Annotated in this window: 25 protein-coding genes; 13 read left to right on the forward strand and 12 right to left on the reverse strand. The window is 70.0% G+C overall.

Annotation, left to right across the window (positions count from 1 at the left end):
- The first annotated feature begins 212 nt into the window (after positions 1-212).
- The 6 genes from STRCI_RS25285 to STRCI_RS25310 all read left to right on the forward strand — a co-directional run bounded on the left by STRCI_RS25285 (position 213) and on the right by STRCI_RS25310 (position 7197).
- Positions 213-1262, forward strand: a complete 1050-nt coding sequence (locus STRCI_RS25285; RefSeq protein ID WP_269661245.1) for a BMP family lipoprotein — start codon at positions 213-215, stop codon at positions 1260-1262.
- 222 nt (positions 1263-1484) lie between these two features.
- Positions 1485-3053, forward strand: coding sequence for an ABC transporter ATP-binding protein (locus STRCI_RS25290; protein WP_269661246.1), 1569 nt, complete (start codon positions 1485-1487; stop codon positions 3051-3053).
- Positions 3053-4177: an ABC transporter permease gene (locus STRCI_RS25295; RefSeq protein WP_269661247.1), complete on the forward strand. Its 1125-nt coding sequence runs from the start codon at positions 3053-3055 to the stop codon at positions 4175-4177. Before STRCI_RS25290 ends, STRCI_RS25295 begins: the two co-directional genes overlap by 1 nt.
- On the forward strand, positions 4174-5451 hold the full coding sequence (locus STRCI_RS25300) for an ABC transporter permease (protein WP_269661248.1): 1278 nt from the start codon (positions 4174-4176) through the stop codon (positions 5449-5451). Before STRCI_RS25295 ends, STRCI_RS25300 begins: the two co-directional genes overlap by 4 nt.
- The gene (locus tag STRCI_RS25305) at positions 5448-5843 is read left to right on the forward strand and encodes a cytidine deaminase (protein WP_269661249.1); all 396 of its coding nucleotides are present in this window, start codon (positions 5448-5450) and stop codon (positions 5841-5843) included. The genes STRCI_RS25300 and STRCI_RS25305 overlap by 4 nt, the downstream gene beginning before the upstream one ends.
- A gap of 70 nt (positions 5844-5913) precedes the next feature.
- Positions 5914-7197: a thymidine phosphorylase gene (locus STRCI_RS25310; RefSeq protein ID WP_269661250.1), complete on the forward strand. Its 1284-nt coding sequence runs from the start codon at positions 5914-5916 to the stop codon at positions 7195-7197.
- A gap of 57 nt (positions 7198-7254) precedes the next feature.
- Here STRCI_RS25310 and STRCI_RS25315 read toward each other — a convergent pair whose 3' ends face one another.
- Positions 7255-8175: an AEC family transporter gene (locus tag STRCI_RS25315; RefSeq protein WP_269661251.1), complete on the reverse strand. Its 921-nt coding sequence runs from the start codon at positions 8173-8175 to the stop codon at positions 7255-7257.
- 121 nt (positions 8176-8296) lie between these two features.
- Between STRCI_RS25315 and STRCI_RS25320 the strand changes: the two genes are divergently transcribed.
- Positions 8297-8683, forward strand: coding sequence for an STAS domain-containing protein (locus tag STRCI_RS25320; protein ID WP_269661252.1), 387 nt, complete (start codon positions 8297-8299; stop codon positions 8681-8683).
- Here STRCI_RS25320 and STRCI_RS25325 read toward each other — a convergent pair.
- The gene (locus STRCI_RS25325; RefSeq protein WP_269661253.1) at positions 8567-9580 is read right to left on the reverse strand and encodes a sigma-70 family RNA polymerase sigma factor; all 1014 of its coding nucleotides are present in this window, start codon (positions 9578-9580) and stop codon (positions 8567-8569) included. The genes STRCI_RS25320 and STRCI_RS25325 overlap by 117 nt on opposite strands.
- Positions 9581-9717: 137 nt before the next feature.
- On the reverse strand, positions 9718-10992 hold the full coding sequence (locus tag STRCI_RS25330) for an MFS transporter (RefSeq protein ID WP_269661254.1): 1275 nt from the start codon (positions 10990-10992) through the stop codon (positions 9718-9720).
- Between the two features lie 63 nt (positions 10993-11055).
- Here STRCI_RS25330 and STRCI_RS25335 point away from each other — a divergent pair, with 63 nt between their 5' ends.
- Positions 11056-12009, forward strand: a complete 954-nt coding sequence (locus STRCI_RS25335) for a LysR family transcriptional regulator (protein ID WP_269661255.1) — start codon at positions 11056-11058, stop codon at positions 12007-12009.
- A gap of 4 nt (positions 12010-12013) precedes the next feature.
- On the opposite strand, the gene STRCI_RS25340 is transcribed toward STRCI_RS25335, so the two are convergent.
- Positions 12014-12769, reverse strand: coding sequence for a prolyl oligopeptidase family serine peptidase (locus STRCI_RS25340; protein ID WP_269661256.1), 756 nt, complete (start codon positions 12767-12769; stop codon positions 12014-12016).
- Positions 12770-12882: 113 nt separating this feature from the next.
- Here STRCI_RS25340 and STRCI_RS25345 point away from each other — a divergent pair, with 113 nt between their 5' ends.
- Together STRCI_RS25345 and STRCI_RS25350 are read left to right on the forward strand one after the other, a co-directional pair.
- The gene (locus STRCI_RS25345; protein WP_269661257.1) at positions 12883-14040 is read left to right on the forward strand and encodes an adenosine deaminase; all 1158 of its coding nucleotides are present in this window, start codon (positions 12883-12885) and stop codon (positions 14038-14040) included.
- A 139-nt stretch (positions 14041-14179) separates the two neighbouring features.
- A complete protein-coding gene (locus STRCI_RS25350; RefSeq protein WP_269661258.1) occupies positions 14180-14542 on the forward strand; it encodes an ATP-binding protein in 363 nt (120 codons plus the stop codon).
- Between the two features lie 74 nt (positions 14543-14616).
- Here the strand turns inward: STRCI_RS25350 and STRCI_RS25355 are convergent, their stop codons facing one another.
- The 5 genes from STRCI_RS25355 to afsQ1 all read right to left on the reverse strand — a co-directional run bounded on the left by STRCI_RS25355 (position 14617) and on the right by afsQ1 (position 18450).
- Complete coding sequence (locus STRCI_RS25355) at positions 14617-14817, reverse strand: PspC domain-containing protein (protein ID WP_015658253.1); 201 nt, start codon at positions 14815-14817, stop codon at positions 14617-14619.
- A gap of 94 nt (positions 14818-14911) precedes the next feature.
- Positions 14912-15463, reverse strand: a complete 552-nt coding sequence (locus STRCI_RS25360) for a VanZ family protein (RefSeq protein WP_269664639.1) — start codon at positions 15461-15463, stop codon at positions 14912-14914.
- A gap of 133 nt (positions 15464-15596) precedes the next feature.
- Positions 15597-16190 carry a hypothetical protein gene (locus STRCI_RS25365; RefSeq protein ID WP_269661259.1) on the reverse strand — a complete coding sequence of 198 codons (594 nt, stop codon included), beginning with the start codon at positions 16188-16190 and terminating at the stop codon, positions 15597-15599.
- Positions 16190-17776 (reverse strand): sensor histidine kinase, encoded by a 1587-nt coding sequence (locus STRCI_RS25370; protein ID WP_269661260.1) that lies wholly within the window; start codon positions 17774-17776, stop codon positions 16190-16192. Before STRCI_RS25370 ends, STRCI_RS25365 begins: the two co-directional genes overlap by 1 nt.
- Positions 17773-18450 carry a two-component system response regulator AfsQ1 gene (gene afsQ1, locus STRCI_RS25375; RefSeq protein WP_041819431.1) on the reverse strand — a complete coding sequence of 226 codons (678 nt, stop codon included), beginning with the start codon at positions 18448-18450 and terminating at the stop codon, positions 17773-17775. Before afsQ1 ends, STRCI_RS25370 begins: the two co-directional genes overlap by 4 nt.
- Before the next feature lie 219 nt (positions 18451-18669).
- Between afsQ1 and STRCI_RS25380 the strand changes: the two genes are divergently transcribed.
- Positions 18670-19413: a SigE family RNA polymerase sigma factor gene (locus STRCI_RS25380; RefSeq protein WP_269661261.1), complete on the forward strand. Its 744-nt coding sequence runs from the start codon at positions 18670-18672 to the stop codon at positions 19411-19413.
- A gap of 168 nt (positions 19414-19581) precedes the next feature.
- Here STRCI_RS25380 and STRCI_RS25385 read toward each other — a convergent pair whose 3' ends face one another.
- The gene (locus STRCI_RS25385; RefSeq protein WP_269661263.1) at positions 19582-20286 is read right to left on the reverse strand and encodes a uridine kinase family protein; all 705 of its coding nucleotides are present in this window, start codon (positions 20284-20286) and stop codon (positions 19582-19584) included.
- Between the two features lie 59 nt (positions 20287-20345).
- Here STRCI_RS25385 and STRCI_RS25390 point away from each other — a divergent pair, with 59 nt between their 5' ends.
- Complete coding sequence (locus STRCI_RS25390; RefSeq protein WP_269661264.1) at positions 20346-20750, forward strand: hypothetical protein; 405 nt, start codon at positions 20346-20348, stop codon at positions 20748-20750.
- Positions 20751-20817: 67 nt separating this feature from the next.
- Here the strand turns inward: STRCI_RS25390 and STRCI_RS25395 are convergent, their stop codons facing one another.
- Complete coding sequence (locus STRCI_RS25395) at positions 20818-21069, reverse strand: type II toxin-antitoxin system RelE family toxin (RefSeq protein WP_269661265.1); 252 nt, start codon at positions 21067-21069, stop codon at positions 20818-20820.
- Positions 21070-21318 carry a type II toxin-antitoxin system Phd/YefM family antitoxin gene (locus STRCI_RS25400; RefSeq protein WP_269661266.1) on the reverse strand — a complete coding sequence of 83 codons (249 nt, stop codon included), beginning with the start codon at positions 21316-21318 and terminating at the stop codon, positions 21070-21072. It lies immediately after the preceding gene.
- 198 nt (positions 21319-21516) lie between these two features.
- On the opposite strand from STRCI_RS25400, the gene STRCI_RS25405 reads away from it, so the two are divergent.
- Complete coding sequence (locus STRCI_RS25405; protein ID WP_269661267.1) at positions 21517-23616, forward strand: AIPR family protein; 2100 nt, start codon at positions 21517-21519, stop codon at positions 23614-23616.
- Positions 23617-23621 lie beyond the last annotated feature (5 nt).

Here is a 23621-nt window from a genome sequence, read left to right on the forward strand (position 1 = left end):
CAAATCGCCTGAAGCGGGCGGGTGTCCAGGACACCCGCCCGCTTCTGCGTTCGATTCGAGCTTGCGGCGAAGTGGCGTTGAGCACGGCCGGATAACAAGGTGGACAGAAGGGGTTTTCAGGCAGGTCTACGCGCGTTAATCTGCGGCGAAGCCCAGCGCCGATGCTGTGAAGCGATAACCGTCCGGCGCTTGTACCACTAGGAGCACCTCACATGCGCCGGATTTCCCGGATCACGGTCGCAGGCGCAGCGACCGCCTCTCTGGCCCTCGCGCTCTCCGCCTGTGGCGGCACCTCGACCGAGAGCGGCTCGTCCGACTCCAAGGGCGACAAGGGCCTGGCCATCGCGTACGACGTCGGCGGCAAGGGCGACCAGTCCTTCAACGACGCCGCGTTCGCGGGCCTGGAGCAGGCGAAGAAGGAGTTCGGCTACGAGACGCAGGATGTCGAGCCCACCGAGGGCGAGACCGACGCGGACAAGCAGCAGCGTCTCGAGTCGCTGGCCAAGCAGGGCTACAACCCGGTCGTGGGTGTCGGCTACGCCTACGCCGCCGCCGTCAAGGGCGCCGCGGAGAAGTTCCCGGACACCACCTTCGGCATCGTGGACGACTCCACCGTCGAGTCGAAGAACGTGGCCGACCTGGTCTTCTCCGAGGAGGAGGCCTCCTACCTCGCCGGTGTCGCCGCCGCCAAGAGCACCAAGACCAATACCGTGGGCTTCGTGGGCGGCGTGGACATCCCGCTGATCCACAAGTTCCAGGCCGGCTTCGAGCAGGGCGTCAAGGACACCAACCCCAAGGCGAAGGTCCTCTCCCAGTACCTCACGCAGACCGCGGAGGAGGGTGGCTTCTCCAGCCCTGACAAGGGCAAGACGGCCGCCGAGGGCCAGATCGAGAAGAAGGCGGACGTCGTCTACGCGGCCGCCGGTCTCTCCGGCCAGGGCGTGATCGAGGCCGCCGCCGCCAACAAGGTGTGGGCCATCGGTGTCGACTCCGACCAGTACAGCCAGGAAGCCCTCGCCAAGTACAAGGACTCGATCCTCACGTCGGCGATGAAGGACGTCGCCAAGGCGGTGTACAACCTGGCGAAGTCGGTCGAGGACGGGAAGCCCGAGACCGGTATCGTTCGTGGCGATCTGAAGAGCGGCGAGGTGAGCCTCGCGAACTCCAACCCGAAGTTCGCCGACAACGCCGAGCTCCAGGCAGCCATCGAGACGGCCAAGGAGAAGATCATCAACGGCGAGATCAAGGTCAAGAGCAGCTGAACAGCAACACCCTGAGCAGCGTGTAACCGCGGGGTCGTCGCGGTCGCTCGACGGGGTACGGGGCCTCCTGAAAAGGAGACTTCCCCGTGCCCCGTTGTCAGCGATCCGTCACCCCTTTGTATGCCGTAGGGGCGCTACGCGCGTAGACGACCCCCGTCCCCAGGAGAGTGCGCCATCAACGCGTCCAGCAGCCCTCCGGCCGGCGCGGCGGTCAACGGTCAGGTGACCGCCGTCGAGCTCGCCGGGATCACGAAGCGATTCCCGGGCGTCGTGGCCAACCACGACATCCACCTCACCGTCCGCAAGGGCACCGTGCACGCCCTCGTCGGCGAGAACGGCGCCGGCAAGTCGACCCTGATGAAGATCCTCTACGGCATGCAGAAGCCGGACGAGGGCACCATCGCGGTCGACGGCGAGCAGGTCACCTTCTCGTCCCCGGCCGACGCCATCGTCCGTGGCATCGGCATGGTCCACCAGCACTTCATGCTCGCCGACAACCTCACGGTCCTGGAGAACGTGGTCCTCGGCAGCGAGAAGCTCTACGGCATCGGCGGCCGGGCCCGTCGCAAGATCAAGGAGCTCTCCGACCGCTACGGCCTCGGGGTGCGCCCCGACCTCCTGGTCGAGGAGCTCGGGGTCGCCGCCCGCCAGCGCGTGGAGATCCTCAAGGTCCTCTACCGCGGCGCCACCACGCTGATCCTCGACGAGCCCACCGCCGTCCTCGTCCCGCAGGAGGTCGACTCGCTCTTCGACAACCTGCGCGAGCTGAAGGCCGAGGGCCTGTCGGTCATCTTCATCTCCCACAAGCTGGGCGAGGTGCTCTCCGTCGCCGACGAGATCACCGTCATCCGCCGCGGCACGACGGTCGGCACGGCCGTCCCCGCCGAGACGACGCCGCGTCAGCTCGCCGAGATGATGGTCGGCAGCGAGCTGCCCACCCCGGAGACCGCCGAGTCCACGGTCACCGACCGCCCGGTCATCACCGTCGACAAGCTGCGCCTCGAAGCCCCGGGCGGCAAGGCCCTGCTGGACGACATCAGCTTCACCATCCACGCGGGCGAGGTCCTGGGCATCGCCGGCGTCGAGGGCAACGGCCAGACCGAGCTGGTCGACGCCCTCATCGGCCTCAAGGGCGCCGACTCCGGCACCATCGCGCTGGCCGAGGAGGAGATCACCTCCTGGACCACCCGTAAGCGCCGCGAGCAGGGCATCGGCTACATCCCCGAGGACCGCCACCGCCACGGCCTGCTCCTGGACGCCCCCCTCTGGGAGAACCGCATCCTGGGCCATGTCACCGAGAAGCCCCTCGCCAAGGGCGTCTGGCTGGACCCGAAGGCGGCCCAGGAGGACACCCGGCGGATCGTGACGGAGTACGACGTCCGTACCCCCGGGATCGACGTCACCGCCTCCTCGCTGTCCGGCGGCAACCAGCAGAAGCTGATCGTCGGCCGCGAGATGAGCCACAAGCCGCGCTTCCTGATCGCCGCCCACCCCACCCGGGGTGTGGACGTCGGCGCGCAGGCCGCGATCTGGGACCACATCCGGGAGGCCCGCCGCGAGGGCCTGGCCGTGCTGCTGATCTCCGCCGACCTCGACGAGCTCATCGGCCTGTCCGACACGCTCCGGGTGATCTACAACGGCAAGCTGGTGGCGGACGCCGACCCGGCGAGCGTCACCCCGGAGCAGCTCGGCTCGGCGATGACCGGTGCCGCCACCGGCCACCTGGAGCAGGACGAAACCACCGAAGACGCCCCTGGGTCTTCCGAGCCCGGCGAAGACGAGGCCCGCTGATGAAGAAGTTCGACAAGGAGCGCGTGCTCCTCGCGGTGGCCGGACCGGTCATCGCGCTCGCCGTGGCCTTCGCGCTGAGCTCGATCGTGCTCATCGCCTCGGGCAAGAACCCGGTCGAGCCGTACACCCTGATGTTCGAGCAGGCCACGTACTCCGACATCCAGGTGCTGATCGTCAACCAGGCCTCGATGTACTACATCGCGGCCCTCGCGGTGGCCATCGGCTTCCGGATGAACCTGTTCAACATCGGCGTGGACGGCCAGTACCAGCTCGCCGCCATGATGACCGCGATCGTCGGCGCGCACGCGAACCTCCCGGCCGTGCTCCAGGTCCCGCTGCTGCTGCTGACTGCCCTGTGCACCGGCGCCTTCTGGTCCGGCATCGCCGGTGTCCTGAAGGTCACCCGGGGTGTCAGCGAGGTCGTCTCGACGATCATGCTCAACGCGATCGCGACCTCCGTCATCGCCTATCTGTGGCTGCCCGACGTCTTCGGTGTGAAGGTCGGCAACAACAACACCACCGGCGAGATGCACGAGTCCGGCTGGATCCCCGGCTTCGACATGGGCGACGCCGGCGAGATCTACGGCCTGGTCCTGCTCGCCGCGCTGCTCGGCATCGGCTACTGGATCGTCCTCAACCGCACCCGGTTCGGCTTCGACCTGCGCGCCTCCGGCGCCTCCGAGTCGGCCGCGGCGGCCAGCGGTGTCGACCCCAAGCGGATGGTCCTCACCGCCATGCTGATCTCCGGCGCGATCGCGGGCCTCGCCGGCCTGCCGATCCTGCTCGGCGACACTCACACCTACAGCCTGAACTTCCCCACCGGCATCGGCTTCCTCGGCATCGGGATCGCCCTGCTCGGCCGTAACAGCCCGGTCGGCATCGCCTTCGCCGCCCTGCTGTGGGCCTGGCTCGACAAGGCCTCGCCCGAGCTGGACTTCCACGACTACGACAAGGAGATCGCGGTCATCATGCAGGGCCTGATCGTGCTCTCCGTCGTCATCTCCTACGAGGCCGTCCGCGAGTGGGGCCTGCGTCGCCAGCAGCGCCGGGTCGGCGCGGAGCTCGCCGCCGGGCATGTGCTCGGCGCCGACAACAACACTTCGAAGGAGGTGGCCGGCCGATGACCACCCCGCAGACCTCAGCGGTCGACGTCAACCAGCCCACGCTGCAGCCCACGGCGCCCACCGGCCGCCGTATGTCGTGGCCCGTCCTGCTGCTGGTCATCGCCGGAGCCCTGGCGCTGACCTCCATCGTCCGCATCATCACCGGCGCCGACGGCATCACCAACGTCAGCCAGATGTCCACCGCGCTCCAGCTCGCCGTGCCGATCGGCCTCGCGGGTCTCGGCGGTCTGTGGGCCGAGCGGGCGGGCGTCGTCAACATCGGCCTCGAAGGCATGATGATCCTCGGCACCTGGTTCGGCGCCTGGGCCGGTTTCCAGTGGGGCCCCTGGACCGGTGTCGTGGTCGGCATCATCGGCGGCTGCATCGGCGGCATCCTGCACGCGATCGCGACCATCACCTTCAACGTCAACCACATCGTCTCCGGTGTGGCGATCAACATCCTCGCCCTCGGCGTCACCCGCTACCTCGCGCCCCTCGCCTTCGTGGGTCACGCGGGCGGCTCCGCCAAGCAGTCCCCGGCGGTCGACTCGCTCGGCCACTTCACCGTGCCGGGTCTGTCCGACTGGCTCCGGGACCTCAACAACGAGGGCTGGTTCTTCATCTCGGACGTCGCCGGTCTGCTCGGCGGTCTGATCACCAACGTCTCCTGGCTGACCCTGATCGCGATCGCGCTGATCCCGGCCACCTGGTGGATCCTGTGGCGGACGGCCTTCGGTCTGCGGCTGCGCTCCTGCGGTGAGAACCCGGTCGCGGCCGAGTCCCTCGGTGTGAACGTCTACAAGTACAAGTACCTGGCGGTCATCATCTCCGGTGGCCTGGCCGGTCTCGGTGGTGTCTTCCTCTCCATCGTGGCCAACCCCTTCTACCTTGAGGGCCAGGTCTCGGGACGCGGTTACATCGGCCTCGCGGCGATGATCTTCGGCAACTGGATGCCGGGCGGCCTCGCCCTCGGCGCCGGTCTGTTCGGCTACACCGACAGCCTCAACCTGCGCGGCGGCTCGGAGAACGTCCACGCCCTGCTGCTGCTCGGCGCGCTGCTGCTGATCATCGGCGCGATCTGGCTGGTGGTTCGGAAGAAGTACGCCTCCTCGACGATCACCGCGGTCATCGGTGCCCTGGTGTTCGCCTGGTACGCCACGACCAACGAGGTCCCGAACCAGGTCGTCTCGGCCACGCCGTACGTGATCACGCTGATCGTCCTCGCCCTGTCGGCCCAGCGCCTGCGGATGCCGAAGGCGGACGGTCTGCCGTACCGGAAGGGTCAGGGCAAGTGACGCCCGCGGTCGACTGGGACGCCCTGCGGGAGGTGGCGCGGGAGGCGATGAGCCACGCCTACGCCCCCTACTCGGGCTTCCCGGTCGGCGTCGCGGCCCTGGTCGACGACGGTCGCACGGTCTCCGGCTGCAACGTGGAGAACGCCTCCTACGGCCTCGGCCTGTGCGCCGAGTGCGGGATGGTCTCGGAGCTCCAGCGCACCGGCGGCGGGCGTCTGACGCACTTCACCTGCGTGAACGGCAGGGGCGAGATCCTCGTCCCGTGCGGCCGCTGCCGACAGCTGCTGTACGAGTTCGGCGGAGCGGAACTCCTGCTGGAGACCCCGGCGGGGATCCTCCCCCTCTCGGAGATGCTGCCCCAGGCCTTCGGCCCGGACCATCTCGCCAAGTAACTCCCGTGCGGCCCCTCTGAACCGCTTCAGAGGGGCCGTGCACTTTCTTGAGAACGTCGGAAGGAAAGTCATGGCCATGGATGCCATCTCCGTCATCCGCACCAAGCGGGACCGCGGTGAGCTCAGCGACGAGCAGATCGACTGGGTGATCGACGCGTACACCCGCGGGGAGGTGGCCGATTACCAGATGGCCGCCCTCAACATGGCGATCCTGCTCAACGGCATGAACCGTGGTGAGATCGCCCGCTGGACGGCCGCGATGATCGCCTCCGGCGAGCGCATGGACTTCTCCTCGCTGTCCCGTCCGACGGCGGACAAGCACTCCACGGGCGGCGTCGGCGACAAGATCACCCTGCCCCTGGCGCCCCTGGTCGCGGCGTGCGGCGCGGCCGTCCCGCAGCTCTCGGGCCGCGGCCTCGGCCACACCGGCGGCACGCTGGACAAGCTGGAGTCGATCCCCGGCTGGCGCGCACTGCTGTCGAACGAGGAGATGCTGAACGTCCTCGACACCACCGGCGCGGTGATCTGCGCGGCGGGCGACGGACTGGCCCCCGCGGACAAGAAGCTGTACGCGCTCCGGGACGTCACCGGCACGGTCGAGGCGATCCCTCTGATCGCCTCCTCGATCATGTCGAAGAAGATCGCGGAGGGCACCGGCTCGCTGGTCCTGGACGTGAAGGTGGGCACCGGCGCCTTCATGAAGACCATCGAGGACGCGCGTGAGCTGGCGTCGACGATGGTGGGCCTCGGCACGGACCACGGCGTGAAGACGGTGGCCCTGCTCACCGACATGTCCACCCCTCTCGGCCTCACCGCGGGCAACGCGCTGGAGGTCCGCGAGTCGGTGGAGGTCCTGGCGGGCGGCGGCCCGGCGGACGTGGTGGAGCTGACGGTCGCCCTGGCCCGCGAAATGCTGGCGGCGGCGGGCATCCACGACGCCGACCCGGCGAAGGCCCTGGCCGACGGCTCGGCCATGGACGTCTGGCGCCGCATGATCGCGGCCCAGGGCGGCGACCCGGACGCGGAGCTGCCCGTGGCCCGCGAGCAGCATGTGGTGAAGGCGCCGTCCTCCGGCGTCCTGACCCGCCTCGACGCCTACGACATCGGCGTCGGCGCCTGGCGTCTCGGTGCCGGACGTGCCCGCAAGGAGGACCCGGTCCAGGCGGGCGCGGGCATCGAACTCCACGCCAAGCCCGGCGACACGGTCAAGGAGGGCCAGCCGCTCCTGACCCTCCACACGGACACCCCGGAGCGCTTCGAGTACGCGCTCCAGGCGGTCGAGGGCTCGTACGACATCGCGGCCGCCGGAACCGGCTTCACGGCGTCCCCGGTGGTGCTGGAACGCATCGCCTGACCCGCGAGAACAGGGGCCGGACCTTCGGGTTCGGCCCCTTTCGCATACCGGCCGCCCTCAGCCGAGCAGCGCCGCCACGACCACCAGCACCGGCACCGAGATCACCGTCGACACCAGGATCGAGTCCCGGGCCAGCCGCTCGCCCACCCCGTAGGCCGATGCGTACGTGTAGAGGTTCTGCGCGGCGGGCAGTGCCGAGGTCACCACCACGTCCAGCAGGGGAGCGCCCCGCAGGCCGAAGACTCCCGCCGCCAGTGCCCAGGCGACCGCGGGCTGACCCAGGGACTTGAGGGCGACCGAGAGCAGGACCGGACCTCGGTCCGGGCCGCGGCCGGGGAGCGTGCTGCCGCACAGGGAGATGCCGAAGGCCAGCAGGACCGCCGGGACCGACATGTTGCCGATGAGGGTGAGCGGGTCGAGGACGGGGGCGGGGATGCTGAGGCCCGTCGCCGAGACCGCCACGCCGGACAGGGAACCCACCGCGATCGGGTTGCGCAGCGGAGTGAGGAGCCGTCGCCACAGCGGGCCCTTGTCGCCCTCGCCGGAGAGGTCCAGGACCGTCACCGCGGCCGGGGCGACCAGGACGAGCTGGAAGAGCAGCACCGGGGCCACCAGCGATGCGTCACCGAGGACGTACACCGCGATCGGGATGCCGAGGTTGCCGGAGTTGACGTAGCTGGAGCACAGGGCGCCGATGGTCGTGTAGCCGACGCTCCAGCGGCGGGTGACGGCCACCGCGATGAAGACCCCCGCCATGGCCGCCGTGCTCAGGGCCGTGACCAGCAGGCGGCTGGAGAAGATCACCGAGAGGTCGGTGTCGGCGAGGGTGGTGAAGAGCAGGGCGGGGGAGGCCACATGGAAGGCCAGCTTCGTCAGGACCTCACGGCCGTGCTCCCCGAGATGGCCGCGGCGGCCGATGACGTACCCGGCCACGATCACCACCGCGATGACCGCGAAGCCCGTCAGCACCCCCTGCACGGCACCTCCTCGGCGCGACGGTGGCCGTGGGGTATCGCGGGAGGCGCTGATTCATGGGGCATACACCCAACCCTCCGGGGCAGGCGGGACCCAGGTCAATGTGATCCTCGGCGGGCCTGCGATGAGTTCCGCGGGTCCGCCCGGTCTACCGGACGTGGACGCCATGACACCCGCTGTACTCGTACTGGCCGGCCCCGTCACCAAGGACGAGGTGACAGGGCTCTGCGACGACGTGCGCGCGCTGCTGGAGGAGTCCGGCGCCGGGGTCGTGGTCTGCGATGTCGGAGGGCTCGGGCCACCGGGCCTCGGCGCCGTCGACCTGCTGGCCCGGCTCCAGCTGGCCGCGCGGCGCTGCGGCGGCCGGATACGCCTGCGCGACCCCGACCCCGGCCTACATGCCCTTCTCGACCTGGTCGGTCTCCGCTTCGAGCTGGAGGGGCAGATCGAACAGCGGGAACCAGCGCTTGGTGTCGAGGAAGCAGTGGAACCCGGTGATCCGGCCGTCTGAGATCTCCAGCACCTGCACCGCCCACGCGGTGTAGCCGCCGTTCTCCTCGTCGGGCTTGTAGTGGGCGAAGCCGGGCAGGCCGTTCGCCTGGACGGGCACCAGCCGGGACTCCGCGCAGGAGGCGCCGAGGGTGGTCATGAAGCCGGTGATGTCCGCCGGGCCGGTCAGCCACAGGTCGAACGGCGGCATCGTCATGATCGCGTCCTCGTGCAGCAGCGCGGTCAGCGCGGTCATGTCGTAGCCCTCGAAGGCGGCGACATAGCGCTCCAGGAGCTTCTGCTGCTCCTCGTCCAGCGGGTCGGAGACGGTCGCCTCGCCACCCGGCTGCTGCTGCTCGGCGAGGGTGGCGCGGGCGCGCTGGAGGGCGCTGTTCACCGAGGCGACCGTGGTGCCGAGCAGTTCGGCGACCTCGCTCGCCTTCCAGGCCAGCACCTCGCGCAGGATCAGCACCGCGCGCTGCTTGGGCGGCAGTTGCTGGAGCGCGGCCATGAAGGCCAGCCGGACGGATTCCTTGGCTACGGCTGCCTCCGCCGGGTCCTCGACCGTCGGCAGCACACGGGCGTCGGGCATGGGTTCCAGCCAGGTGTGGTCGGGGCGGGGGGAGAGGGCTGCCTGGGCCAGCGGGGTGGACTCGGTGAGGTCCATCGGGCGGGCGCGCTTGTTGCCCGCGCTCAGCATGTCCAGGCACACGTTCGTCGCGATCCGGTACAGCCAGGAGCGGACACTGGAGCGGCCCTCGAACTTGTCGTAGCTGCGCCAGGCGCGGACCAGGGTGTCCTGCACCGCGTCCTCGGCCTCGAAGGAGGAGCCGAGCATGCGGTAGCAGTACCCGGTCAGTTCGACCCGGTGCCGCTCCAGCGTGGTGTCGAGATCCGTCGTGGTCGCCGTGTTGCTCATCGTCCACCCACCCCTGTGGCCGTTCCTGTGTCGTACGCCTCATTGCGTCCAGCACTTCGGAAGCTACCGCAGCCCACTGACAATGGCGTGCCGAGTGAGGGAACGCGCAGGTGAAGCGGGGTTGGCGCGACTGTGGGTCAGGCCGCGGCGGCGAGCGCGCGGCGCTCCAGCCGGGCCGCCCTCGACCCCAGCACCGTGATCGTCACGACGCCCAGCACCGCCAGCAGGCCCACGCCCACCGTGCCGGACCAGCCGCTCGCGTGGAACGCCAGCGCGCCCACCGTGCTGCCCGCGCTGGAGCCGACGTAGTACGCGGACTGGTACAGCGCCGCCGCCTGCGCCCGCCCCCGGGTCGCCGTCCTGCTGACCGCCGAGGAGGCCACCGCGTGGCCCGCGAAGAAGCCGCCGGTGATCAGCACCAGGCCCAGCAGGACCAGCGGGAGGGAGTTCGCCAGGGACAGCAGCAGGCCCGCCGCCGTCGTACCGCCCGCCGCGTACAGCGCGCCCCGGCGGCCGAGGCGGCCCACCAGACGGCCGGACGTCGACGCGGAGACCGTGCCCACCAGGTACACCAGGAAGATCGAGCCCACGACGCCCTGCGGCAGCCCGAACGGCGCCTCCGTCAGGCGGTAGCCGATCACCGTGTACACACCGCCGAAGACCGTCATGAACAGCGCGCCGATCGCGTACAGGCGGCGCAGCAGCGGGTCGGCGAGGTGGTCGCGGACCGTTCGGGCCAGCACCCGCGGCTTCAGCGAGCCCGCCACGAAGTGCCGCGGCGCCGGCAGCAGCAGCCGGAACGCCACCGCGCACGCCACCGCCAGCGCGCCGATCACCCCGACGGCCACCCGCCAGCCCCACTCCTGGGCGACCCAGCCCGTGATCACCCGGCCGCTCATCCCGCCCACGCTGTTGCCCGCGACGAACAGACCGATCGCCGTGATCAGCGCCTTCGGGCGGACCTCCTCGGCCAGATACGCCGTCGCCGACGCCGGCAGACCCGCCAGCGCCGCGCCCTGCACCGCCCGCAGCACGACCAGCGCGGTCAGGTTCGGCGCGAAGGGGACCAGCAGTCCGATCGTCACCGCGACCGCCAGCGACGCCGTCATGACCGTACGGCGGCCGAAGCGCTCCGACAGCGCGCTCATGGGAAGGACGAACAGCGCCAGACCACCGGTCGCCGCCGCCACCGTCCAGCTCGCCTCGCCCGCCGTCACCCCGAAGTCGCCGGAGATCAGCGGCAGCAGGGCCTGGGTGGAATAGAGCAGCGCGAAGGTCGCCACTCCGGCCAGGAAGAGGGCGAGGCTCATCCGGCGGTAGCCGGGGCCGCCCGGGGCCGTACGGGAGTCGGAGGAGGGGACGGATGCGACGGCGCCCACGATGGTGGACGCCCCGGTACTGGCGGGAGACATGCTTCGAAAGTACGGACGCGCCCGCTGATCCGTCCAATGCATGAACTCTCCATAATCGTTCCCATGGAGCATCAGCAGAGGTCACAGGCGCGACTGTCACCGTCCAGTGACACAGAAGACATGGCGATGCTGCTGGCGCCGCGGCTCGCCTACTTCGCCGGAGTCGCCCGCACCGAGCACGTCACCCGGGCCGCGCAGGAGATGCAGGTCCCTCAGTCGACCCTCTCCCGCGCCATGGTCCGCCTCGAACAGGACCTGGGCGTGGACCTGTTCACCCGCCGCGGCCGCACGGTCTCCCTCACCCCCGCGGGCCGCACCTTCCTCACCTCCGTCGAACGCGCCCTGGCCGAGGTCGAACGCGCCGCCGACGAGGTCCGCGCGGACGCCGACCCGGCCACCGGCAAGGTCGCCTTCGGCTTTCTGCACACCATGGGCTGGGAGACGGTCCCCGGCCTCATCAGCGCCTTCCGGGCGGACCACCCCCGGGTCCGCTTCAGCCTCGTCCAGAACTACGGCGAGGCCATGCTTGAGGGACTGCGCGCGGGCGAACTCGACCTCTGCCTCACGTCCCCGGTGCCGGACGCCCCGGACCTGGTGGGCCGCCGCCTGGACGAACAGAAGCTGCGTCTGGTGGTCCCGGCCGACCACCGCCTGTCCTCCCGCCGACGCATCCGCCTGGCCGAGGCGGCCGACGAAACGTTCGTCACCCTGGAGCCCGGCTACGGCCTCCGCCGCATCACCGACGACCTGTGCAGGGAAGCGGGCTTCAAGCCGAGGGTCGCGTTCGAGGGGGAGGAGGCGGAGACCCTGAGGGGTCTGGTGGCGGCCGGTCTGGGGGTCGCGCTCCTGCCTCCGCCCGCGGTACCCCGCCCCGGGGTGGTGGAACTGACGGTGACGGCCCCGAGGGCGGTACGGGAGATCGGCGTGGCGTGGCTGGACGGCCACCCGGACACTCCGCCGGTGGCGGCCTTCAAGAAGTTCCTGCTGTCGAAGAGGGGCAACCTGCTCCCCACCTAGGGGGCTACCGACGACGCCCGAAACCAGAGGCGAGCGGCATCCGCAGGCCAAGCGGCGGCGGAGCCGCGAACGCGTCCGCGACCGGCCGGGCGAACGCCCGCCCGAACAACGCCCCCATCACGAAGTCCTCGGCCAGCGCCAGCACTTCATCCCGGTGCTGATGCAACCCGTGTCCGTCGGAGTGCACTTCGAACCGGCACACATCCCGGTTCGCCTTCTTCGCCCGGGCGGCGAACCGGAACGACAACTCCGGATCCGTCCGCTGATCGTTCGTGCCGTGCACGATCAGCACCTGCCGCCCCGCGAGCTGCTTCACCGGTTCGGGTGGCGCCGCGACGTCCTCCTCCGGCAGCCAAGGCGCTATCGCCAGCACGGAGTTGACGGCCTCGTGCCCGCCGGAGCGCAGCGCGGCCCGCCCGCCCATGTCGAACCCGGCGAGACACACCGGCACATCCCCGTAGCGCCGTACGACCTCCTCCACCGCCCAGTTCGCGTCCCGCGCCAGGTTCGCCTCGCTGCCGTTCCAGCCCCGCCAGCGGTAGTGGACGACATGCGCGGCGAGCCCCTCCTCCCGGGCCGCGCGGGACAGCCGGCGCCCGAGAGCGCGGACCGGGGCCGCAGCCAACATCGTGGAGGGACGGCGATGTGACGTCTCATCGCCTCCGGGGAGCAGCAGTACCACTCCGCTGACCGTCGCCGGTTCCGGGCCGAGCGGTCTCCCCAGCCGGGCCGTGCGAACCGGCGTCGCTTGTTGCGCCATGACAGAACAGTGTCAGAAGGACGGGTGTACGCCACCCGTCGGTGGGGTCACCGTTACGTATCGACGGAAACGTCCAACAGGCGATCTACGCGCGTAGGCGTTAGAGTGCGGAAATGACGAGCCAGACCATCGCGAACACCCCGACGCCGGAGCAGATCCGCCGGGCGCCCAAGGTTCTGCTGCACGACCACCTCGACGGCGGCCTCCGCCCCGGGACCATCGTCGAACTCGCCCGTGAGGGCGGCTACTCCCAGCTCCCCGAGACCGACCCCGACAAGCTCGGCATCTGGTTCCGCGAGGCCGCCGACTCCGGCTCGCTGGAACGGTATCTGGAGACCTTCTCGCACACCGTCGGCGTCATGCAGACCCGCGACGCCCTCGTCCGCGTCGCCCGCGAGTGCGCCGAGGACCTCGCCGAGGACGGCGTCGTCTATGCCGAGGTGCGCTACGCGCCCGAGCAGCACCTCGACGGCGGGCTCAGCCTCGAAGAGGTCGTCGAGGCCGTCAACGACGGCTTCCGGGAGGGCGAACGGCTCGCCCGCGAGAGCGGCCGGCGGATCCGGGTCGGCGCCCTGCTCACCGCCATGCGGCACGCCGCCCGCGCGCTGGAGATCGCCGAACTCGCCAACCGCTACCGCGACCTGGGCGTGGTGGGCTTCGACATCGCCGGGGCCGAGGCCGGCTACCCGCCCACCCGGCACCTCGACGCCTTCGAGTACCTCAAGCGCGAGAACAACCACTTCACCATCCACGCCGGTGAGGCGTTCGGGCTGCCGTCCATCTGGCAGGCCCTCCAGTGGTGCGGCGCCGACCGGCTCGGGCACGGGGTGCGCATCATCGACGACATCGAGGTCAAGGACGACGGCACCGTCCACCTCGGCCGGCTCGCCTCCTACGTCCGCGACAAGCGCATCCCGCTGGAGATGTGCCCCAGCTCCAACCTCCAGACCGGCGCCGCCACCTCCTACGCCGAGCACCCGATCGGGCTGCTCCGGCGGCTGCACTTCCGGACGACGGTGAACACCGACAACCGGCTGATGTCCCACACCAGCATGAGCCGGGAATTCGAGCACCTTGTCGACGCATTCGGTTACACGCTCGACGACATGCAGTGGTTCTCCGTCAATGCGATGAAATCAGCGTTCATTCCTTTCGATGAACGACTCGCGATGATCAATGACGTCATCAAGCCCGGTTACGCCGAGCTGAAATCCGAGTGGCTGTTCCAGCAGACCGCGTCCACCAGCGGCTCTGCGGACGAAGAGGGCTGATCGAGGGATATTGCGGAACTCGGAATGCGGGCGGGCGTTCACAATCCGTCCGCATTTCGATGTTTGCGGCGGGCACCGTGGCATGTTTACGGTCGTGGACCGCTCACATCCCCGCCATCCCATTTCGAGGACGCATTCAATGAAGCAGTCTGCTGCCAAGACCCTCGGTGTCGCCGCCCTCGGTGCCGCCTTCGCCGCCGCCGGTGCGGGCGCCGCGAACGCCGCCCCGGCCCTGCCGGACGCCGGTTCGGCGCTGGACACGGTGACCCGGACGCTGCCCGCGGAGAACGTCTCCCAGGCGCTGCCGGGTGCCGGTCAGGCGCTGGCCCAGGGGCAGAGCGCGGTCGGTACGAGCGTGGCCGCCGCGCAGCCGATCGCCCAGAAGGTGCTCACCGGCGGCCCGACCGCGCCGGTCGCGGGGCTCCTCGGCGGCCTCCCGGTCGGCAAGGTGCTGCCCGGCGGTGGCGCCGGCACGGGTGTGAACGGCCTGCCGCTCGGCTGAGCCTCCCCGAACGCGCAGATGGGGCGCACCCCTTGGACACGGGGGTGCGCCCCATCGGCGTAGGGTCGAAGCCGTTACCAGGCGGTGCGCGCCTTGTCCTCGGAGGGCAGGAAGATCCACAGCGCTATGTAGATCAGGAACTGCGGGCCCGGCAGCAGGCAGGACAGCAGGAACAGCACGCGCATTGTGGTCGCGGAGGTACCGAAGCGTCGCGCCAGCGCGGCGCACACTCCGCCGATCATGCGGCCTTGGGTGGGGCGGGCGAGACGGGACATCTTCGGCTCCTTCGTGAGCGTCGGTCGGAGGCCGCCTGTCCGGCTGCCTCATCTGACTTCCACGGTACGGAGACGAAGGGGGCAAAGCGTCGCTCTACGGTGCGATCCCGACCCTGGGAATCGTCGGGGTCCTACCCTGAGGAGCCTCCTCCTTCAGGGCGGAGACGGTGTGGTCGCGCTCGGTCCTGCGACGCAGCCAGTGGCGTGCCGCCGGCACCACCGCCACGTGGGCGAGGGCCACCCCGACCGGGTTCAGCAGCAGCGAGTCGACGTCCACGACCTGTCCCGGCACGCCGGTCTGGAGCAGTTCGACGGCGAGCGAGATCAGGGCGCCCGCCGCGACCGTACGGACCAGTGACGCGAGCGGGGAGACGCTGATCCTGCCGTGCACCGCGGGGAGCAGGACGCCCAGCGGCGCGAGCAGAGCGAGGCCCTCGGCGATCCGCCGCACCCCCACCTGCCAGCCCAGCGCGAAGTCGGCCTCGATCCCGGCGAACGGGCGCAGGTTGGGAGGCATCACCCAGGGGACGTCGAGGGGGCGCAGCGTGAGCCAGGCGACCAATGCGAGGTGGGCGGCCAGGAGGCCGCCGACTATTACCCGGATGCGGATGATGTTGCCGCCGCTGATGGAGCCTTGACGCTGCACGACCCCCAAGACGCCTTCTTCGGTGCGGTTGGTTCCGGGGCGGGGGAGGGGGCGTGTTTTGGCTGCGGGTGCGTGGGGGCCTGTCGCGCCGTTCCCCGCGCCCCCGACCTCCCGGCGCTGTCCTGCCGCGGCTCTAGAGGGGTGCCGACGGTGGCTCTTCCGTGGTCGGTCTCGCCCTTACGTCCTCCGTGCACTCGTAGCGCCGCAGGTCGTCCTCCTCGGGGCCGCCCAGGATCACCGAGCCGTCGCCCTCCGCCGCCTCCGAGTCGGAGAAGGTGCAGACGATCTGGGCCAGGCTCACCGGGGGGAGGGCCTCGGGCGGGGTGCTCAGGCGGAGGGTGTCGTCGGGGTCGTCGGCGCGGGGGCCGGTGACCGAGAGGTTGCCGCGGACCTCGCTCGTGTAGCCCGCCTCCTGCTCCGGTCCCGTCGGGTTCGCCTTGAGCTCGTCCAGGAGGCCCTGGGCGACCAGGACGCGCCGCTGGGAGTCGGGGGCGCCCTCCGGGACCCGTACCGTGCGGTCCACGGCCACCAGGGACGAGCGGCACAGCAGGAACACCTGGGCGGGCACGCCCCGGGAGACCTGGGTGGAGATGTCCGGCTCGACAAGGGAGCAGTGGACCCGGGACGGCGCGGGGCCGAAGTCGGTGGGCACCTCGGTGGCCCGGATCCCGCAGCCGGCGAGCAGCCCGGCGAACAGCGGAAGCGCCAGCAGACGGCGTACGGTCATCACGCCTCGCCCTTCTCGTCCGCGCCCTTGTTCTCCTCGTCCTCCCGCGTCAGCGAGGAGGCGTCCTGGGGCAGCCGGAGCGTGAACACCGCACCGCCCTCGGGCGAGTTGGCGGCGGTGATCTCGCCGCCGTGGATATGGGCGTTCTCCAGGGCGATGGAGAGGCCCAGGCCACTGCCCTCGGAACGGGGGCGGGAGGCGCTCGCCTTGTAGAAGCGATCGAAGACGTGCGGCAGGACGTCCTCGGGGATACCAGGACCGTGGTCCCGTACCGCGATGACGACCGCCGCGCCCCGACCGTCCTCGGCCGCCGACTCGCGCACCGACACCCGCACCGGCGATCCGCCGTGCTTGAGCGCGTTGCCGATGAGGTTGGCCAGGATGACGTCCAGGCGGCGCGGGTCGAGCCGGGCGTGGATGCCGCGCTCGGCGTCCAGGTCGACCGCGTCCAGCCAGGCACGGGCGTCGATGCAGGCGGTGATCTGGTCGGCGACGTCCACGTCGTCCAGCACCAGACGGGCGGTGCCCGCGTCGAAGCGGGTGACCTCCATCAGGTTCTCCACCAGGGAGTTGAGGCGACGGGTCTCGCTCACCACCAGCCGGACCGCGGGCTCGATCATCGGGTCCATGGACCCGGTCTCCGCCTCCAGCTCCTCCTCCAGCACCTCCGTGACGGCGGTGATGGCGGTGAGCGGGGTGCGCAGCTCATGGCTCATGTCGGCGACGAACCGCCGTGAGGAGTCGTCCCGCGCGGCCATGTCCGCGACCCGTTTCTCCAGCGCCTCGGCGGCGTTGTTGAACGTCCGTGAGAGATCGGCCAGTTCGTCCGTCCCGGACACCCGCAGCCGGGTGTCCAGCCTGCCCTCGCCGAGCCGCCGGGCGGCGACCCCCAGCCGGTGCACGGGCTTGAGCACGGTCGTGGCGGCGGCCTGCGCGAGCAGCGCGGAGCCGATCAGGGCGAGGCCGGTGGCGATGCCCAGCGACCAGGCGAGCGAGTTGAGGTCCTTGGCCTCCGGCTCCAGGGACTTCAGCATGTAACCGGTCGGCCCGCCGCCGATCACCTTGGTCCCGGCGACCAGATACGGGATGTCGTCCTCCACCACGCGCTGCCAGTACAGGTGGTACGCGTACTTGTTGGTGGAGTTGACCTCCTGCTCCTCGTTCACCGTCTCGCGCAGCGACTCGGGCACGTCCTTCAGCGTGAAGCCGCTCAGGCCGCCCGAACTGCCGGAGACGGTACGGCCGTCGGGGTTCTCCGCGACCAGCAGCACACTGAAGCGCTGGCTGCCGTTGGCCATCTGGTCCGCGGTGCGCTGGAGTTCGAACTGTGTCGGCCGCTCGGGCAGCACCCCGGCCCGGTTCTGCATCTCCTGCTGGAAGTCCCGCAGCACCGCGTCCTGGGTACGGGTGAGCACCGCCTCACGGTTGAGCCAGTAGGCGATCCCGGACGCGGACACGGCGGCGGTCAGCGCCACCAGACCGAAGACGACCACCAGACGCAGCCGCAGGCTGGTGAAACGCAGCCGTGACCAGACTCCCTTGCGAACCGCGAACCAGCCGCGGAACCCCCCTTGCGCCGATGTCACTGAGGCGCGTCCAGGCGGTAGCCGACACCACGGACCGTACGGATCAGCGTCGGGGACGAGGGCACGTCCTCGACCTTGGCGCGCAGCCGCTGCACACAGGCGTCGACCAGCCGGGAGTCACCGAGGTAGTCGTGCTCCCACACCAGCCGCAGCAACTGCTGCCGGGACAGCGCCTGTCCGGGCCGCCGGCTCAGCTCCAGCAGCAGCCGCAGCTCGGTCGGGGTGAGCTGGAGGTCCTCGCCGTTCTTGGTGACCGTCATCGCGGCCCGGTCGATGACCAGGCTGCCGAAGGCCGCCGCGTCGTTGGACTCCCGCTCCCCGCGCCGCAGTACGGCACGGATACGGGCGTCGAGCACCCGGCCCTGCACCGGTTTGACGACGTAGTCGTCGGCGCCGGACTCGAGCCCGACCACCACGTCGATGTCGTCGCTGCGCGCGGTGAGCAGGATGATCGGCAACTGGTCGGTGCGCCGGATACGACGGCACACCTCGAAGCCGTCGATGCCGGGCAGCATCACATCCAGCACGATCAGGTCCGGCCGCTGCTCGCGCAGCAACTTCAGGCCGTCCTCACCGGTGGCAGCAGTAGCCACCCGGTGTCCCTGGCGCGTCAGTGAGAGCTCCAGGGCCGTGCGGATGGCGTCGTCGTCCTCGATCAGCAACAGGGAAGGCACGGGGCTCATTCTGGCCCATGGCGCTGCGGGTTTCGACACCTGTACGGGTACGTGGCAGTAGCGCTGCGCTCTGTGACCACGCTGTGCGTCCGGTACGACGGACCCCTGTGACAGGTCTGTGACAGTCGGCGGACACGGCCATGAAGGTGCGAGGGCAAGCTTTTCGGCACAGGCAAGGAAGCAAGCCGAACACCGGAAGTCCACGACGGGGGGCGCGAGATGAACACGCTGCACAGCATGAGCACCAGCGCAGTTGTCACGCGCCTGCACGACGTGCACGGGGGCCGGGGTCCGGAGAAGTCCGGTGCCGTGAGCGGGCGGGGGTGCGCTCGCGGCGCCGGGCGTCAGCACACCGCGTACATGACGGTGGTTGACGGTTTCACGGGGGAAGCGCACGGGGGAAGCGCGTACAGGGAGGACACGGGGGAGCGTCGTTCGCTGTCGGAGGCGGAGTTCACCGCCTACGTCCAGGAGCGCCGCGCCTCCCTGTACGCAACCGCCTACCACCTCACCGGTGACCGGTTCGAGGCCGAGGACCTGCTGCAGAGCGCGCTGTTCTCGACGTACCGGGCCTGGGACCGGATCAGCGACAAGGCCGCCGTCGGGGGATACCTGCGGCGGACGATGACCAATCTGCACATCAGCGCGTGGCGCCGCCGCAAGCTGAACGAGTACCCGACCGAGGAGCTGCCGGAGACGGCCGGCGACACGGACGCGATGCGCGGCACCGAGCTGCGCGCGGTCCTGTGGCAGGCGCTGGCCCGGCTGCCCGAACTCCAGCGGACGATGCTGGTCCTGCGTTACTACGAGGGCCGTACCGACCCGGAGATCGCGGACATCCTCGACATCAGTGTCGGCACGGTGAAGTCCAGCATCTGGCGGTCGCTCCGCCGGCTGCGCGAGGACGAGGTCCTCAGCTTCGGCCGTGACGAGGAGGACGCCTTCGGCGAGCTGGTGGCCTGAAGGTCCGGGGGGAGCAAGTAACGGGGGAGCAGTAACTGGGGGGCTCAACGGGGGTCACGGGGGACCAACGGGGGAGAGCACCACGGGGGAGCACCAAAAGGGAGCGGGACTGGAGGGCCGGGGGGTCCGTCCAGTCCCGCTTTCTCGTGCCTGCGCGTCGCCCGGCCGCTACGCGGGCGTCCGCGCCTGTACGTGGCGGCCCGCGGCGGCGTCGGTCAGGCGGCCCATCGCCTCGTCGCGGTCGCAGGCGTAGGCGCCCAGCGCGGTCTGCCGGGCCACGATCGACCGCTCCGCCCGCATCAGCCGCCAGCCCCGGCGCAGCAGGAAGGGCACCGACTTGCGGCCCTCCTTCAGATCCCGCAGGAAGCGGCGGCGGAACGTCTTCACGGGGCCGCGGCTCAGGCACAGCGCGTCGGCGAGGAGGCCCAGTTCCCGGCAGCGGGTGACGATCTCGGCCGCGAAGATGCCCTCCGCGATGAACAGCGGCGTACGGCCGATCTCGACGGGCTCCTCGCCGGTGCGGGCGCTGAGCGAGAGGTCGTAGACCGGGACCGACGTACGGCCCGTGCGGCACAGTGCCTCGATGGCCGCCACCGCCTTGTCGGCGTCCCAGGACTCGGGGTGGTCCCAGTCGATGTCGGAGCTCCCGAGCACCAGCGGCAGCGTCGGGTCGTCGCCCTCTTTGTAGAAGTCATCGAGGCGCAGCACCGGAAGCCCGGAGCGGGCCGCGAGAAGGGACTTGCCGGAGCCGGAGGGGCCGCAGAGCAGCACGACTCGGGTCGGTATGGGTGGATGGGAGCTCACGGAACACCAATATGACGCATTCACCTGCCGTTCATCGACTCCGCGGGTCGGCTTTGAAGCGCGCGTCACACCTCAACTACCCTTCGTGTCGACCTGATTACCCGCTGCGTCAGAAGGTGGCAGAACCGATGGCCGGACAAGCGTCCCTCCCCCACACCACCGCCCGGCGTGCCCTGGCCGTCCTCGCGACCGCCGGTGCCGCCCTGGGCGCGTCCGCGACGACGGCCGCCGCGGACGCCGAGCCGGCCCTCGACGTGGTGCGCACCCGCCCCACCTCCCTGGGCCAGATCGACCCGCAGGCGGGCCTGCAGGCGGTCACCGGCACGGTCGGCCATGTCACCGGCACGGTCGCGGGCCTGAAGCCCAACCCGCTGGCCGGGACGGGCGTCGACCCCCTGGACAACGGCGTGGGCACCCAGCTCGCCGACTTCCAGCCCCTGACCTCGCGGATGCTCACGGCGCCGGTGGCGCAGGCGCAGTCGATCGGCAGCATTCCGGTGTTGGGCCAGGCGACGGGGCTGCTGGGCGGCTGAGGGCGACGGCCACGGCAGAGGGCCGCGCTTCCCCTGGGCGGAGGGGAGGCGCGGCTCTTTCGTCGGCTCAGGGGGTGCGGCCGAGGTGGGTGACGAGGATGTGGATCACGTTGTCGTCGATGACGTACAGCACTCGGTAGTCGCCGACGTGCAGGCGGCGGACGTCCTGAGATCCGTAGGGGACTGAGTGGTGCGGACGTGGTTGTGTGGCCAGCAGGTCGACGGCTTCGTAGACGGCTGCCAGGCCTGCCGGGTCGTCCTTGAGGAACCGCGTCGCCGAGTTCGTGGCGCGCGGCTCCCAGATGATCTGATAGGTCACTTACCGCAGCCCCAGCATTCGGCCGACTTCCTCGTGGGGGATGCCCGGCTCAAGGGTCCCCTCCGCCTTGCGGCGCTGGAAGTCGGCGAGTGCGAGGGCGTCTTCGAAGTCCTCTATCACCTGCGGCGATACGAGAAGGGCGGCCACGTGTCCGTGGTCGGTGAGGGCGATGGTCTCGCGCCCGTGGGCGGCGCGGCGGACCAGGTCGCCGAGCTGGGAACGGGCGGCGCTGATGGCGATCTCAACCATGTGCACATGGTGGCACGAGATTACTCTTGTGAGCAATTCATGTGACCATATGTCTATGCGGGTATGGCTGCTGCGCTGCGTTCCGGGTGTTCCGTCAAACGGAGGGAACACCTGTCGGCTGCCGGGATAGCCTCGTCGAGTGCGGCACCCGAGAGGGTGTGGTGCCTTGCGACAAGTCTGCGAAGTCGAGGGGAATCCGTGGCGTACCCGGTCCAGGTCCGGAACCTGCGCAGGAAGCTGATCGAGCGGTTTCGGCCATTGATCGACATGTCGGATGTCGCGGGACGGCCGGACGAGGAGCAGATGTTCCTCAGTCGTGCGGTGGCCGCCCTGGCGGTCAAGATCGAGACGGCGTGCTCTGATGAAGAGGCCGGCCGGTCCGTGATCGACAGCTCTACGGACAAGGGGATCGACGCGGTCGCGGTGCAGCAACGAGGCGACCGGCAACATGTCACCCTCGTGCAGGCGAAGTGGAGCGACAAGGGTGAGGCCGGATTCGGCGAGCATGACGCCGCCGCACTGATGCGTGGGCTCGACTATCTGCTGGAGCTGGAGTTCCATCGCTTCGGCAGCAAGATCGACCGGCATTCGGCCGCCATAGACGGGGCGCTCAACAGTCCCTCGCCCAAGGTGACACTGGTGCTGGCGCTCGTGACCGGCACGGAACTGCACCAGAACACCAAGGACTTCCTCAATGAGGCGGTCGACAAGCACAACCTGGATGACGACCTCGTGGAACTCAAGGTCACCAACCTGCGCGATCTGCACCGGGAGATCCTGGGCGACCACGCCGAGCGGAAGGTCGACTTGGACGTACAGGTCGACGGGGTGGGAAAAATCGATTCCCCCTACACCGCCTACTACGGAACGGTCTCCGCCGAGGCGGTCGCCGGGTGGTACGACGATCACGGGCGTCACCTCACGGCGCGCAACATCCGCGACGCTCTTGACGTAAGTGACGTCAACGACAAGATCCGCGCCACCCTGGTCAAGGAGCCCGAGCACTTCTGGTATCTGAGCAACGGGATCACGCTGCTCTGCGACCGGATCCGCAAGCACGGCAAGGGCGCTCCGGTTGCGGGGGCCGGAGCTGGCTTCCGGCTGGAGGGTGCCAGCCTCATCAACGGGGCGCAGACGGTGAGCGCTGTGCATCGCGCGATGCAGCAGAAACCGGGCAAGGCCGCCCTTGGGCGGCTTCTGGTGCGGATCATCTCCCTGGAAGACTGCCCCGAGGACTTCGGTGACCGTGTCACCGTGGCTGCCAACACCCAGAACCCCACCCAGGAGCGGGACTTCCGGTCGCGCAGGCCGGAACAGTTCGATCTCCGGCATGACTTCGCACTCTCGCTGGGCCTCCGGTACGTGATCAAGCGAGGGGAGCCCGAGCCTGCCCACGACGAGGGGTGCACGATGGAGGAGGCCGCCATTGCCCTGGCCGCTGCCCATTCTCCCGGTCTCGCCGCCCAAGCCAAGCGGGATGCGTCGGCACTGTGGGGAGTGCACACCTATCGCCAACTCTTCGGGCCGCAGCCGACCGCTCATCGAGTGTGGCGGTGTGTCCAGCTGCTGCGCGGTGTGCGGGAGGCGCTGGAGCGGGAGAAGGAGAGTGCCGTCGGTCGCCTGGCGGGCGCCGCCGCCTATGGGGACCTGCTGATCACCCATGTGCTCTACCGGGCGATGGGCGTCGCGGACCTCGATGACGAGAAGGAGGCGGACGCGGCGTGGGAGGCACGTCTGGCCGAGGTGCCGGGCCGGGTGCGGCGCGCTCTGGCCTGGATGGTGATCGTCGTTGACGGCGCCTACGGCCGCAACAGCCAGCTTCGTACAGCGGTTCAGGCCGAGGAGCGTGCCCAGCTGGTGACGGACGGCCTGTATGCCCGGGTCGTCGGTGACGAGGAGCCGCCCAGTGATGCGGACTCCAGGCTGGACCAGGAGTCCGGAACCGGTGGGCGTGTGACCAACGCGGTCTGGGTGATCGTGGACGCGGACCACCTCCAGGACGGGACGGTGCTGGAGTTCCGGCCGGTGACCGGTCCCGAGCGTAGGCAGCTGCCCCGGTGGATCGAGGAGGATCCGCTGAGGGCTCGGGCCACCTGGCAGAACAACAAGGTCAAGCCGCTTGTGTGGGCGGCGGACGGCAAGGCGTACGCGCCCTCCACACTGGTACGTCTGATGCGGCGGACGTCGATGGGCAACGACCAGCAAGTGCAGGGCACCCGGCACTGGCATGTGCCGGAGCGCGGTTCGCTGGTCGACATCGCGAAGGAGTTGAGGGAGAACGCCGACACCGGCGACTGACGCGA

It is taken from the genome of Streptomyces cinnabarinus (genome assembly GCF_027270315.1).
GTDB classification, from domain to species: domain Bacteria; phylum Actinomycetota; class Actinomycetes; order Streptomycetales; family Streptomycetaceae; genus Streptomyces; species Streptomyces cinnabarinus.

Coding starts and splice junctions, on each gene's coding strand:
- STRCI_RS25285 (WP_269661245.1), top strand. CDS start 213: ATGCGCCGGATTTCCCGGATCACGGTCGCAGGCGCAGCGACCGCCTCT.
- STRCI_RS25295 (WP_269661247.1), top strand. CDS start 3,053: ATGAAGAAGTTCGACAAGGAGCGCGTGCTCCTCGCGGTGGCCGGACCG.
- STRCI_RS25300 (WP_269661248.1), top strand. CDS start 4,174: ATGACCACCCCGCAGACCTCAGCGGTCGACGTCAACCAGCCCACGCTG.
- STRCI_RS25310 (WP_269661250.1), top strand. CDS start 5,914: ATGGCCATGGATGCCATCTCCGTCATCCGCACCAAGCGGGACCGCGGT.
- STRCI_RS25320 (WP_269661252.1), top strand. CDS start 8,297: ATGAGTTCCGCGGGTCCGCCCGGTCTACCGGACGTGGACGCCATGACA.
- STRCI_RS25325 (WP_269661253.1), bottom strand. CDS start 9,580: ATGAGCAACACGGCGACCACGACGGATCTCGACACCACGCTGGAGCGG.
- STRCI_RS25330 (WP_269661254.1), bottom strand. CDS start 10,992: ATGTCTCCCGCCAGTACCGGGGCGTCCACCATCGTGGGCGCCGTCGCA.
- STRCI_RS25335 (WP_269661255.1), top strand. CDS start 11,056: ATGGAGCATCAGCAGAGGTCACAGGCGCGACTGTCACCGTCCAGTGAC.
- STRCI_RS25340 (WP_269661256.1), bottom strand. CDS start 12,769: ATGGCGCAACAAGCGACGCCGGTTCGCACGGCCCGGCTGGGGAGACCG.
- STRCI_RS25345 (WP_269661257.1), top strand. CDS start 12,883: ATGACGAGCCAGACCATCGCGAACACCCCGACGCCGGAGCAGATCCGC.
- STRCI_RS25350 (WP_269661258.1), top strand. CDS start 14,180: ATGAAGCAGTCTGCTGCCAAGACCCTCGGTGTCGCCGCCCTCGGTGCC.
- STRCI_RS25355 (WP_015658253.1), bottom strand. CDS start 14,817: ATGTCCCGTCTCGCCCGCCCCACCCAAGGCCGCATGATCGGCGGAGTG.
- STRCI_RS25365 (WP_269661259.1), bottom strand. CDS start 16,190: ATGACCGTACGCCGTCTGCTGGCGCTTCCGCTGTTCGCCGGGCTGCTC.
- STRCI_RS25380 (WP_269661261.1), top strand. CDS start 18,670: ATGAACACGCTGCACAGCATGAGCACCAGCGCAGTTGTCACGCGCCTG.
- STRCI_RS25390 (WP_269661264.1), top strand. CDS start 20,346: ATGGCCGGACAAGCGTCCCTCCCCCACACCACCGCCCGGCGTGCCCTG.
- STRCI_RS25400 (WP_269661266.1), bottom strand. CDS start 21,318: ATGGTTGAGATCGCCATCAGCGCCGCCCGTTCCCAGCTCGGCGACCTG.